The sequence below is a fragment of the Chryseobacterium sp. UNC8MFCol genome, from assembly GCF_000482305.1.
Classification (GTDB): domain Bacteria; phylum Bacteroidota; class Bacteroidia; order Flavobacteriales; family Weeksellaceae; genus Chryseobacterium; species Chryseobacterium indologenes.
Genome location: NZ_AXUZ01000021.1, coordinates 31454 through 43355 on the forward strand (window position 1 = coordinate 31454; position 11902 = coordinate 43355).

At 38.8% G+C, this 11902-nt stretch carries 15 protein-coding genes; all 15 read left to right on the plus strand.

The features are described from left to right. Positions 1-34 precede the first annotated feature (34 nt). Positions 35-1030 carry a BtrH N-terminal domain-containing protein gene (locus M030_RS0114095; RefSeq protein ID WP_027374096.1) on the plus strand — a complete coding sequence of 332 codons (996 nt, stop codon included), beginning with the start codon at positions 35-37 and terminating at the stop codon, positions 1028-1030. Position 1031: 1 nt separating this feature from the next. Next, complete coding sequence (locus M030_RS0114100; protein WP_027374097.1) at positions 1032-1790, plus strand: ABC transporter ATP-binding protein; 759 nt, start codon at positions 1032-1034, stop codon at positions 1788-1790. Continuing rightward, a complete protein-coding gene (locus tag M030_RS0114105) occupies positions 1777-3042 on the plus strand; it encodes an ABC transporter permease (RefSeq protein ID WP_027374098.1) in 1266 nt (421 codons plus the stop codon). Before M030_RS0114100 ends, M030_RS0114105 begins: the two co-directional genes overlap by 14 nt. Further along, on the plus strand, positions 3032-3460 hold the full coding sequence (locus M030_RS0114110) for an acyl-CoA thioesterase (protein ID WP_027374099.1): 429 nt from the start codon (positions 3032-3034) through the stop codon (positions 3458-3460). The genes M030_RS0114105 and M030_RS0114110 overlap by 11 nt, the downstream gene beginning before the upstream one ends. Beyond that, positions 3457-4605 carry a beta-ketoacyl synthase N-terminal-like domain-containing protein gene (locus M030_RS0114115; protein ID WP_027374100.1) on the plus strand — a complete coding sequence of 383 codons (1149 nt, stop codon included), beginning with the start codon at positions 3457-3459 and terminating at the stop codon, positions 4603-4605. The genes M030_RS0114110 and M030_RS0114115 overlap by 4 nt, the downstream gene beginning before the upstream one ends. 10 nt (positions 4606-4615) lie before the next feature. Further along, on the plus strand, positions 4616-5155 hold the full coding sequence (locus tag M030_RS0114120; protein ID WP_027374101.1) for a 3-oxoacyl-ACP synthase: 540 nt from the start codon (positions 4616-4618) through the stop codon (positions 5153-5155). A gap of 97 nt (positions 5156-5252) precedes the next feature. After that, the gene (locus tag M030_RS0114125; RefSeq protein ID WP_027374102.1) at positions 5253-5510 is read left to right on the plus strand and encodes a phosphopantetheine-binding protein; all 258 of its coding nucleotides are present in this window, start codon (positions 5253-5255) and stop codon (positions 5508-5510) included. A 98-nt stretch (positions 5511-5608) separates the two neighbouring features. Further along, positions 5609-6808: a beta-ketoacyl-[acyl-carrier-protein] synthase family protein gene (locus M030_RS0114130; protein WP_027374103.1), complete on the plus strand. Its 1200-nt coding sequence runs from the start codon at positions 5609-5611 to the stop codon at positions 6806-6808. Further along, the gene (locus M030_RS0114135; protein ID WP_027374104.1) at positions 6805-7866 is read left to right on the plus strand and encodes a beta-ketoacyl synthase N-terminal-like domain-containing protein; all 1062 of its coding nucleotides are present in this window, start codon (positions 6805-6807) and stop codon (positions 7864-7866) included. The genes M030_RS0114130 and M030_RS0114135 overlap by 4 nt, the downstream gene beginning before the upstream one ends. Before the next feature lie 85 nt (positions 7867-7951). Next, positions 7952-8707, plus strand: coding sequence for a polysaccharide deacetylase family protein (locus M030_RS0114140; protein WP_027374105.1), 756 nt, complete (start codon positions 7952-7954; stop codon positions 8705-8707). After that, complete coding sequence (locus M030_RS0114145) at positions 8700-9326, plus strand: LolA family protein (RefSeq protein WP_027374106.1); 627 nt, start codon at positions 8700-8702, stop codon at positions 9324-9326. Before M030_RS0114140 ends, M030_RS0114145 begins: the two co-directional genes overlap by 8 nt. Then, positions 9292-9927, plus strand: coding sequence for a hypothetical protein (locus M030_RS0114150; protein ID WP_027374107.1), 636 nt, complete (start codon positions 9292-9294; stop codon positions 9925-9927). Before M030_RS0114145 ends, M030_RS0114150 begins: the two co-directional genes overlap by 35 nt. A gap of 22 nt (positions 9928-9949) precedes the next feature. Continuing rightward, positions 9950-10330 (plus strand): 3-hydroxyacyl-ACP dehydratase, encoded by a 381-nt coding sequence (locus tag M030_RS0114155; protein ID WP_081735630.1) that lies wholly within the window; start codon positions 9950-9952, stop codon positions 10328-10330. Next, positions 10327-10803 (plus strand): hypothetical protein, encoded by a 477-nt coding sequence (locus M030_RS0114160; protein WP_027374109.1) that lies wholly within the window; start codon positions 10327-10329, stop codon positions 10801-10803. Before M030_RS0114155 ends, M030_RS0114160 begins: the two co-directional genes overlap by 4 nt. A 4-nt stretch (positions 10804-10807) precedes the next feature. Further along, the coding region (locus tag M030_RS0114165) for a DUF2062 domain-containing protein (RefSeq protein WP_034722646.1) at positions 10808-11902 on the plus strand (1095 nt) is incomplete at its 3' end.

An 11902-nucleotide genomic window follows, 5' to 3' on the forward strand; every position in this document is an offset into this window, starting at 1 on the left:
TTCATTAAACCGATGAAAAAGATATAAGCTGCACATGAAATTAAACTTTGAACACCATCAGACAGCACATTGCGAGAACGGTGTCGCTTCCAATCTATTGCTTAACAAAGGTCTTAAACTGAGTGAACCGATGATTTTCGGGATCGGCTCAGGACTGTTCTTTGTATACCTTCCCTTTTTAAAGGTAAATTTTGCTCCGGGTTTCAGCTATCGTCCGATGCCGGGAGCCATTTTCAGTAAGGCAGCCAAAAGATTGGGAATTAAAATCAAAAGAGAGAAATTCTCAAACCCTAAAGATGCCAAGGCAGCTTTAGAAAGAAATTTAGAACAGAATATACCCACAGGACTTCAGGTAGGTGTTTTTAACCTTACGTATTTCCCTGAAGAATACAAGTTTCACTTCAATGCCCATAACCTTGTGGTGTATGGTAAAGAAGACGGAAAATTCCTGATCAGCGACCCTGTCATGGATTATGTAACTTCCCTCTCCGAAGCAGAACTCGAAAAAGTAAGGTATGCCAAGGGAGCACTTCCTCCAAAAGGCCATATGTACTATCCTGTTTACGTCCCGGAAAATATCAACCTGGAAGAAGCGATTAAAAAAGGAATCAAAGATACCTGTAAAAATATGCTGGCACCGGTACCGCTTATCGGGGTAAAAGCCATGAGATGGGTTGCCAAAAGCATCCCGAAATGGGCTGAAAAGAAAGGAACGAAAGTTACCAATCACTATCTTGGGCAATTGATCAGGATGCAGGAAGAAATCGGAACCGGCGGTGGCGGATTCAGATTTATTTATGGAGCATTTTTGCAGGAAGCTTCAGTCATTCTTAAAAATGACGAACTAAAAGAATTATCAAAAGAAATTACCTCCATTGGTGATCTTTGGAGGGATTTTGCGGTGGATATTGCCCGTGTGTATAAAAACAGAAACTCAAAAAGTAATATTTACCACGAACTTTCAAAAACAATGCTGCATATTGCAGACCTGGAAGAGGCTTTCTATAAAAAACTGAGAAAAGCAATCTGATATGGCGGAGAATATGATCGAGATTAAAAACCTTTACAAAAAGTACAAAAATTCCGACGAATTTTCTGTCAATGATATCTCTTTGAATATCGACAAAAATGAGATCTACGGAATTCTTGGCCCCAACGGAGCTGGAAAAACCACATTAATTTCTATGCTTTCGGGACTGATAAAACCAACTTCAGGGCAGTTTACCATCAATGGCCTATCTCCTCAGAAAGACGGGTTCAAAATTCGGCAGATCATTGGTATTGTTCCTCAGGAATATGCCTTGTATCCAACGCTTACAGCCAGAGAAAACCTCATGTTCTTCGGAAGTTTATATGGATTGCAACATAAGCAGCTTAAAAAAGTAATTGATGAATCTCTGGAAATTATGGGACTTTCAAAATTTGCAGATAAACAGTTTGGTCAGTTTTCCGGCGGGATGAAACGCCGCTGTAACCTCATCGCGGGTACACTTCATAATCCTAAAGTATTATTCCTCGATGAACCGACTGTAGGAGTTGATGTTCAGTCAAAAAAAGCAATTATTGATTACCTTCTGGACTTGAATAAGCTGGGAACCTGCATCATTTATACCTCTCACCACCTTTCGGAAGCTGAAGAATTCTGTACAAAAATTGCCATTATCGATCATGGGAAAATTCATGCTGTGGGAACTCCCGAAGAACTGGTTTCCCAGATTGCCCATGCAGAAAACCTGGAAGATGTTTTTATTTCACTAACCGGAAAAGAATTAAGAGATGTTGTTGTATAAACTGTGGAGAAGCTTTATCAAGGAAATTCTTCTGCTGAAAAGAGATATCGGAGGAATTGTCATCATATTCGTAATGCCGTTGCTTCTGATTGTAACCATTACCCTGATTCAGGATTCTACCTTTAAAAACCTGGAAGGATCAAAAATTCCTATTATTTTTATTGATAATGATCAATCTGAAGTCTCAAAAAATATAAAAGGGGAACTGGAAAACAGCAAAACCTTCCAGCTGCTGACAAACTTCAATGAAAAATCGGCTCAGGAAGCTGTATTCTCAGGAGATTATCAGATGGCTATCGTTATTCCTGAAAATTTAACAAAAGATCTAAATTCCAATATAGATTCAAAAGTTCAGACGATTGTAAGCTCTTTCGGACTGGAAAATGATTCTGCAAAAGTGACAAAAGCAGCTTCCAAAGCCAAGGAGATTCATTTATACTTTGATCCCGCTACCAATGCAGGATTCAAAAACTCTGTCATGAACTCTGTTAACAAAATGATCTTTGAAATTGAAAACAAAAAGATCTATAAAGCATTTCAGGACCAGCTCGGAACTACCGAGAACCTTGACGAAAATAAAAACCTGATCAGCTTTAAAGAAATCACCCCTCAAAAAGGGATGGATATCATACCGAATTCCGTTCAGCATAATGTTCCGGCCTGGACTCTTTTTGCGATCTTTTTCATCGTAGTGCCCTTATCCATTAACCTTGTTAAAGAAAAAAGTCAGGGTACCAGCGTAAGAGCAAGAATAAGCCCTACGCCGTATTTTATCCATATTTTAGGAAAAACATGCACCTATCTTATCATCTGTATGATTCAGTTTTTACTGATGGTAGCGGTGGGAATCTATCTTTTCCCCTATATGGATCTTCCCGCGTTTGATGTTTCCGGAAAAATGGCTCAGCTTATAGTGGTAACCTTATTTGCCGGGCTTGCAGCAATAGGATTCGGTGTTTTGCTCGGTACCATTGCCGACACCCAGGAACAATCGGCTCCGTTTGGTGCCACTTCTGTAGTAGTACTGGCCGCGGTTGGAGGAATCTGGGTTCCCGTATTTTTAATGCCTGAATTTATGCAGACCGTCGCTAAATTTTCTCCCATGAACTGGGGACTGAATGCCTATTATGATATTATTTTAAGAAACAGCGGAATCGGAGGTATTGCCAAAGAACTGGTATTCCTGTTTTTGTTTTACCTTGCCACCGTATCCGTTTCCATTTTTTACGAAAAGAAACAAAATGCAGTCTAACGAAAATATATTAAGCTGTACCGAAGAAGTAAGAGTACGCTTCAACGAAACAGATCCACTCGGAATTGTCTGGCACGGGCATTATATTGTCTATTTTGAAGACGGTAGAGAAGCATTCGGCCGCCAGCACGGTCTTACGTACCTGGACATACAGAAGGCAGGATTCGTAACGCCTATTGTGAAAAGTACATGCGAGCATTTTCTTCCTTTAAAATACGGAGAAACATTTACTATTGTGACCACTTTTATCAATACCGTTTCTGCAAAACTCATCTATAAATATGAACTGTTCAACCAGGAAGGAAATCTGGTTTGTACGGGGGAAACTATTCAGGTATTTCTGGATAATGAAGGTAATCTGTGCCTGTATAATCCGGAGTTTTTTCAAACCTGGAAAGATAAAATGGGACTATCATGAAGAAGGATATATATATCACCGATTATAACTGCGTTACTCCGTTAGGATTTGATATCGATTCTAACTGGAATGCCCTTATTGAAGGAAAATCCGGAGTAGCCTCTCACCGCATTGCAGAACATCAGGAAGCTTTTTACACCTCCATGATTGATTCTCCAACGCTGGAGGAAAGGTTTTTCAAAACCTTTGGCCAGGATCAAAATCATCAGTTGCACTTCACAAGACTTGAGAAGATGCTGCTTTTGAGCCTGAAGCCATTGATTGAAAAACATGATATTACAGAAAACACAGCCTTTATCCTTTCCACGACGAAGGGAAACATCAGCTTACTTAAAAACCAGCCCGATGTACCGGAAGGAGCTTACCTGTCATCTATGGCAAAGAAAATTGCTGATTTCTTCGGATTTACAACAAAACCAATCGTGGTTTCCAATGCCTGTGTCTCGGGAGTAATGGCTATTGCCGTGGCCAAAAATATGATCCGGGCGGGAAAATATAAAGATGCCTTTGTGGTGGCCGGGGATGAACTTTCTGAATTTGTTATTTCAGGATTCAATTCGTTCCAGGCTATTGCTACCGGGCCTTGTCAGCCTTATGATAAAAACCGAAACGGGATCAATATCGGGGAAGCTGCAGCAGCTGCTTATATTACTTCAGAGCCTTCCGAAAACGAAAAATTCAGATTTAAAGTCTTAGGAGATTCCGCCATCAATGATGCCAATCATATTTCCGGGCCCTCAAGAACAGGTGACGGTTTATACGCCAGTATCAAAAATGCAATGACAGAAGCACAGGTACGTGCTGAACACCTTGATTTTATTTCTGCCCATGGTACTGCTACCCTTTATAATGACGAAATGGAGGCTATTGCTTTTAACAGAATGGAACTGCAAAATGTCCCTTTAAACAGCATGAAGGGGTTCTACGGACATTGTCTCGGTGCTTCCGGGCTATTGGAAAGTATCATTTCCATGGAAAGTGCCATGCACAATATGCTGCTTCCTTCTAAAAACTTTGAAGAGACAGGAGTATCACAATCGTTGAATATCATTCAAGCAAACCTGCCTGCAAGCATCAGGTATATTTTGAAAACAGCTTCAGGGTTTGGGGGCTGTAATGCAGCTATTGTATTGGAAAAATGTTAACCTAAGGAAGATGGAGAAAACGAATACCTGCACCATAGAACATTCAAAAATAATCGTTGACGGAAACCTTATTTTTGAAACCGAAAGCAACACCTTCCCGGAATTTGCCAAAGAAGCTTATAAAAGCTTAGGCCTGAGCTATCCGAAGTTTCATAAAATGGACAGTTTGAGCAAATTAGCTTTTCTCGCTGCCGAAATGCTATTAAAAGAGGAAGATCATAGCAGAACCGCCTTGGTTTTTGCTAACCAATCATCCAGTTTGGATACTGACTTTAAATACCAGGAAAGTATCAATTCTCAGGAGAATTACTTCCCCAGCCCGGCGGTCTTTGTTTACACCCTGCCCAACATTTGTGTAGGGGAAATCAGTATTAAACACAAAATGCAGACAGAGAATGCTTTTTTTGTTTTGGATGAATTTGATGAAAATTTTTTAAATAATTACGCACAGCAAATCCTCCAATCCGGAAAGGCAGATAAAGTATTATGCGGCTGGGTCGAATTATTTCAGGAAAATTATAAAGCTTTTGTATATTTGCTCACATTATAATCTAACAATGTACCAATTGAATAATGTACCAATGCTTGGAGCAGTAAAATAATTGGTCAACCGGTACATTGATATATTGTTACATTAAAATAATATTATGGAAAACTTAAAAACGGAATTAAAGCACAAAATTATCGAAGTTCTTAATCTTGAAGATGTAGCTGTAGAAGAAATCAAAGATACGGATCCGTTGTTTGGAGGAGGATTGGGACTTGATTCTATCGATGCTCTTGAGCTGATCGTTCTTCTTGATAAAGATTACGGAATAAAATTAGCTGATCCTAAAAAAGGAAAGGAAATTTTCCAATCCATTGAAGTAATGGCTAAATTCATCGAAGACAACAGAACAAAATAAAATTAATGTAACAGTGTGCCCATCTAGCAGTATACCCATACTAAAAAAATAGTTATTAGTAAACTGGTAATTGTTAGATAGGTACATGATATAATACCATGGGTCAAAAAATTGCCATTACAGGAATGGGCATCATCTCCTCTATCGGAAACAACGTGGAGGAAAATTTTATTTCCCTGCAATCCGGGAAACATGGGATTTCAGATATTCAAATGTTTGAAACCCGACATTCCGGAGCCATCAAAACAGGTGAAATAAAATTATCCAATGAAGAACTTGTTCAGAAGCTTCACCTTAATGAAGACAATCATGTGACAAGAACATCTCTGTTGGGTATGGTGGCCGCAAAAGAAGCTGTAGAAAGTGCTCAGATTTCAGATATCAACGGCTACAGGACCGGATTGATTTCTTCTACCAGCGTAGGAGGAATGGATATCACCGAAAAGTACTTCTACTCTTATGAAGATTTTCCTGAAAAGCAAAAATATATTGACGCTCATGATGCCGGCAATTCTTCCTTGGCTATTGCAGACTATCTAGGATTAAAAGGGATGGTTTCTACCATCAGCACTGCCTGCTCTTCTGCTGCCAATGCTATTATGATGGGGGCAAAACTGATCAAAAACGGAGTTTTGGACCGCGTCATTGTAGGAGGTACAGATTCACTTTCAAAATTTACCCTGAATGGGTTTAATACGCTGATGATTCTCACAGATTCTTACAATACACCTTTTGATAATGACAGAAAGGGTTTAAATCTTGGAGAAGCTGCAGCCTTCTTGGTGCTGGAATCTGAAGAAGTGGTAAAAAAAGAAAACAAACCTGTTTTAGCCTATCTTTCCGGATATGGAAATGCCAATGATGCCCATCACCAGACAGCCTCTTCTGAAAACGGCCAGGGTGCATTTCTGGCTATGGAGAAGGCTCTGAAAACTTCTGGGCTGGCAAAAGAAGAGATTAGCTACATCAATGTTCACGGAACGGCAACTCCGAATAATGACCTGTCAGAAGGAATTGCCATGATCAGGATTTTTGGAGAAAACCAGGTGCCGGAATTCAGCTCTACAAAAGCATTTACAGGGCATACCTTAGCCGCAGCGGCAGGAATTGAAGCTGTTTTTTCAATTCTGGCTATTAAGCATGGACTTATTTTCCCAAATCTGAATTTCAAAACAAAAATGCAGGAGTTTGATCTGATCCCTGTAACAGAATTAAAAGAAAAGAATATCGACCATGTTCTTTCCAATTCTTTCGGGTTTGGAGGTAATTGTTCTACCTTAATTTTTTCAAAGGCATGAGTGCAGTATACATCAACAGTGCATCCTGCATCTCTGTTCAGGACACTTTAAACGAAAATATTCTCCATCATCTGAAGCCTGAAGTTTCAGCTCAGATCATCAAAGCGATAGAACCCAATTATAAAGAATTCATTCCTCCGGCTGTAATCCGAAGGATGTCTAAAACAGTAAAAATGAGTTCTGTAGCCTCTCACTACGCGTTACAGGAGGCTGGAATATCACAACCGGATGCTATTATTGCAGGAACAGGAATGGGATGCTCCCAGGATTCTGAAAAGTTCCTGAAAAATGTGATTGATAATCATGAAGAGTTTTTGACACCCACATTTTTCATTCAATCTACCCATAATACGGTTGCGGGACAGATTGCTCTGGGACTGCAGTGTCATGCCTATAATTTCACTTACGTCAATACTTCTTCTGCACTGGAGTTTTCATTACTGGATGCCCAGCTTCAGATCAATGACGGAGAGGCTGAAAATATTCTGGTAGGCTCTACCGATGAGCAGACGGACAGAACGATGGAACTTTATTGTTTAAATAACACGATAAAAAAAGAAACCGATCTTCCCGCCGATTACCTGGATTCTACAACAAATGGGGTGATCTGGGGTGAAGGGGCCAGTTTTTTTGTGGTAGGGAAAGATAAAACAGAAAATTCCTATGCAAAACTTCAAAATATACAGATCATCAATACTCTGGACCTGGAGGAAGTTCATCCCTTTATTAATGATTTTTTGACTAAAAATAATCTTTCAGCTCAGGATATTGATGCTGTCATCCTTGGTTTCAGTGGAGATGCTCAATCCGATATTTATTATGCAAAAGCAATGGAAGCATTTCCCTCTTCGGCTTTGCTATATTACAAACATCTCAGCGGTGAATTTAATACAGCGAGCGGGTTTTCTACCTTCATAGCCTGTCATATTCTCAAGGAACAACAGATTCCGGACGTCATGATGATCAATGCGCAGAAAAAGGAGGAAGTGAAAAATATACTTCTTTACAACCACCTGGCAGGTCATGATCACAGTTTGATGTTATTAGAAAAGGCATAATTGTTGGAATTGAAAATAATAGGGGTCTATTGGTCATCCGGAGGGACAATAAAAGACGAGTTCAACATACATACAGCAACCAGCAATGAAACATTATCCATTCATCCTGTTTTATCTTTTCTGCAACGTTTTTATTTATGCGTTCCATAGTAGTTTATGGGTATATCTGGCATGTTTTCTGGGGTTTTCTGCAGTTGTAGTCTGGGGATCTTTTGATATTGAACTTGGATATTTCGTCAACAGTATCACTCATAAACGAACAAAAGTAAAAGAAGTTGCCTTGACTTTTGATGACGGTCCTACAGAATTTACCCCAAAGTTTTTAGATCTTTTAAAGCAGCACCAGGTAAAAGCCACATTTTTCTGTATCGGAAAACAGATTGAAAAATATCCTGAAACTTTTCAAAGAATTATTGCTGAGGGACATACGATCGGAAACCATACCTTATCACATTCCAATTCAACAGGCTTTTTATCAACAAAAAAAATGATTGCTGAAATTGAGAACTGTGACACCGTCATACAGAAGGCAGGAAATATAAAAACGGATTTATACAGACCCCCATTTGGTGTTACCAACCCCAATATTGCAAAAGCCATTATAAGAACACATAAAAAAAGTATTGGATGGAATGTCCGTTCCCTGGATACCATTACCGGTGACGAAAAGAAAATCTTTCGAAGAATAACCCAGAATCTACGAAAGGGCAGCATTATCCTTCTTCACGATACATCAGACAAGACCTATCGTGTACTGGCAGATTTATTAGTATTTTTGAAAAATAAAAACTACTCAACATTCACTGTTGATTCAATTATAAATTCAAAGAAAAATGATTAAAAATATTGCTTTTGGAGCATTTTTACTGATTTCGGGTCTTTATTCTGCCCAAAATACGGCAATGTCGGGAGCTGAAGCCAAAGCATTTGTTTCAAAAGTTTCTTCGGAAACCAAAGAGATCAGGACGTTGCAAAGTGATTTTACCCAGACCAAGAAAATGGATTTTCTGGATAAAAGCATCATTACCTATGGAAAGATGTCTCTGCAGACCCCGAATATGCTGAGCTGGAAATACACAAAACCTTACCAATACAGCATTGTTTTTAAAAGTAACAAAATATACATCAATGACCAGGGGAAAAAATCTTCTGTAGATGCCAAAAGTAAAACCTTTGAGAAGATCAACAAGCTTATTGTCGGAAGCTCAAACGGAACTATGTTTAATGATCCTGAGTTTACGGTAACGTATTTCAAAAACGGGAATTATACTATTGCCAGATTTGTTCCCAAGACCTCTCAGCTGTTGAAATATATCAAACAGATTGAGCTTCACTTTCCCAAGAACCAGTCAACGGTTTCCCAGGTGAATATGACGGAAGCTTCCGGAGATACTACAAATATCGTTTTCAAAAATACCAAGGTCAATGCTTCCATTCCTGCGTCAGAGTTTAGTTTATAGTCTGATTTTAGTTCTGGCAGTCTCTTGTAAGGGCTATCAGCTTACAGGGGCAACGCCTGTTCCGGCCAAAGAAAAAATGGTTGAGAACTTGTATTTTTCGTCCGGAGAAGATTATGTTTACAAATGCCAAATGGATATTTACAGCAACCATATAAGCGGTATCCTGATTATTAAAAAACTGAATGAATCTACTCACAGAGTAGCTTTAACTTCTGATTTCGGTAATAAACTTATTGATTTTGAGGTTTCGGATACTGATTTTAAGCTTCATTATGTTCTTCCCGATCTCGACAAGAAGATGGTCATTAATTTTCTGAAGAATGATTTCCAACAGCTTTTGAAAAGACAATATCCCGTCAATGAAAGTTTTGAAAATGACCATTCAAGAATTTACCTTTCAAAGGCAGACCCAAAAAGCTATTATCTGTTCTTTAACAAAGAGAATAACCTGCTGAAACAAATCATTTACACGAAAAATAATAAGGAAAAGATCGATTTTACTTTTGATGCGAAAAAGCCTATCTTCGTAGATAGCTTAAGCCTGCAGCATAAGGATTTTAAGATCAATATCAAACTATTTCAAATAACTGACACCGAATAATTTTAACCTGAAAAAACAGTGTATGCAAACGATTCTCAAAGACTTTTATACTTTACAATCATACGAAAAAGCAGAAAACGGAGCGTATACTGCTCATATCAGTTTAAATAAAGACCATGATATTTTCAAGGGCCACTTTCCGGGAAATCCGGTTACACCGGGAGTTTGTATGATGCAGATCATTAAAGAACTGACCGAAGAGTTTACAGGTTCTCAATTATTTTTAAAAACGGCCTCCAATGTGAAGTTCATGGCCATTATCAATCCTTTTGAGACCCCTGATCTGGTTCTTCAACTGGATATTAACGAAAATGAAGAAGATGTTAAAGTAAAAAACTCGACTTCTTTTGGCGAGACTATTGCATTAAAATTGTCCGTAAGCTATAAAAAAATACCATCATGAAACTGATCCTGTCTTTCGTAGCGGCTTTTATTTTTTTCTTTCAATCTGATCTTGAAGCATTGAGGAACAGCTATGCAAAAGCCAATGAATCTACTGCCAATACAGAAAAATTTATTGAAATAGCAGACAAGCAATCCGGCTCTGATCCTGTCTCGGTTGGATATAAAGCCGCGGCTAAAATCATGGAAGCAAAAGTTTCTAAGGGCAATAGAAAAGCACTGGTAAAAACGGGCGCTACAAGCCTTGAAGGAGTCATTAAAAGCAATCCAAACAATGCTGAGCTGCGTCTGATCCGACTAAGTGTTCAGGAAAATATACCGAAAATTGTAGGATACAGAGGAAGCCTGAAGGATGACAAAGCCTTCTTATTAAACAATTACAGCAAACAGAATACAGCCTTAAAAAACTATATCAAGAGGTTTGCCATGCAGTCCAAAACCATTACCGAGGCTGAAAGAGCCGCTTTAAAATAAAACCATGTCCCTCGCCCAAGTACAAAATGCAATTTTTGAAAAGAAGATCTGTGTTTTAATCCCTACCTTCAATAATGAAAAAACTCTGAAAAGAGTGATCGACGGTGTTCTTGATTACACCGAAAGTATTATTGTGATCAACGACGGTTCTACAGATTCCACACCGGATATTCTTACACAATATCCGCTGATTACGGTTGTAACCCTGCCTGAAAATAAAGGGAAGGGAAATGCTCTGAAAACAGGTTTCAGAAAGGCAAAAGAGCTCGGTTTTGATTATGCCGTTACGATAGATTCAGACGGGCAGCATTATCCGGATGACATTCCGGTTTTTGTTAATGCCCTTCTCCAAGAAAAAGAAGATGTACTGCTGATTGGAAACAGAAATATGTCTCAGGACGGCATCCCAAAGAAAAGCAGCTTCGGAAACAGGTTTTCTAATTTCTGGTTCTGGTTTGAAACCGGAATTAAACTGGAAGATACACAATCGGGTTACAGACTTTATCCTTTACATAAAATACCAAAGAAATATTTTACTCCGAAGTTTGAATTTGAGATTGAGATTATTGTAAGAACTGCCTGGAGGCATGTCCCGGTAAAGAATGTTCCGATAAAAGTATTGTATGATCCGGCTGAAAGAGTGTCTCATTTCCGGCCATTCAGGGACTTTACAAGGATCAGCATTCTGAATACTATTCTGGTAACGATTACTCTTTTTTATATTATTCCGAGAAATTTTGTGAATAATTTCAAAAAAAAAAGCTTTAAAAAATTCATACAGGAAGATGTCTTAGAAAGTGACGGAAGTAACCGCACTAAAGCATTTTCGATTGCTTTGGGAGTATTTATAGGGCTTTCTCCATTCTGGGGATTTCAGACGTTGCTTGTGATCAGTCTTTCTGTTCTTTTTAAACTGAATAAGGTGTTGGCCTTTGTAGCCTCCAATGTGAGCCTTCCACCATTTATTCCTTTTATTATTGCAGCGTCTCTGTTTCTGGGCGCACCATTTGTAAGTGGCGACAGCGATATTCTCAGCCAGGATTTAAATTTTGATTTGATCAGGAATAATCTTCTCCAGTACGTTATTGGAAGTTTGATC

Coding starts and splice junctions, on each gene's coding strand:
- M030_RS0114095 (WP_027374096.1), top strand. CDS start 35: ATGAAATTAAACTTTGAACACCATCAGACAGCACATTGCGAGAACGGT.
- M030_RS0114100 (WP_027374097.1), top strand. CDS start 1,032: ATGGCGGAGAATATGATCGAGATTAAAAACCTTTACAAAAAGTACAAA.
- M030_RS0114105 (WP_027374098.1), top strand. CDS start 1,777: ATGTTGTTGTATAAACTGTGGAGAAGCTTTATCAAGGAAATTCTTCTG.
- M030_RS0114110 (WP_027374099.1), top strand. CDS start 3,032: ATGCAGTCTAACGAAAATATATTAAGCTGTACCGAAGAAGTAAGAGTA.
- M030_RS0114115 (WP_027374100.1), top strand. CDS start 3,457: ATGAAGAAGGATATATATATCACCGATTATAACTGCGTTACTCCGTTA.
- M030_RS0114120 (WP_027374101.1), top strand. CDS start 4,616: ATGGAGAAAACGAATACCTGCACCATAGAACATTCAAAAATAATCGTT.
- M030_RS0114125 (WP_027374102.1), top strand. CDS start 5,253: ATGGAAAACTTAAAAACGGAATTAAAGCACAAAATTATCGAAGTTCTT.
- M030_RS0114130 (WP_027374103.1), top strand. CDS start 5,609: ATGGGTCAAAAAATTGCCATTACAGGAATGGGCATCATCTCCTCTATC.
- M030_RS0114135 (WP_027374104.1), top strand. CDS start 6,805: ATGAGTGCAGTATACATCAACAGTGCATCCTGCATCTCTGTTCAGGAC.
- M030_RS0114140 (WP_027374105.1), top strand. CDS start 7,952: ATGAAACATTATCCATTCATCCTGTTTTATCTTTTCTGCAACGTTTTT.
- M030_RS0114145 (WP_027374106.1), top strand. CDS start 8,700: ATGATTAAAAATATTGCTTTTGGAGCATTTTTACTGATTTCGGGTCTT.
- M030_RS0114150 (WP_027374107.1), top strand. CDS start 9,292: ATGCTTCCATTCCTGCGTCAGAGTTTAGTTTATAGTCTGATTTTAGTT.
- M030_RS0114155 (WP_081735630.1), top strand. CDS start 9,950: ATGCAAACGATTCTCAAAGACTTTTATACTTTACAATCATACGAAAAA.
- M030_RS0114160 (WP_027374109.1), top strand. CDS start 10,327: ATGAAACTGATCCTGTCTTTCGTAGCGGCTTTTATTTTTTTCTTTCAA.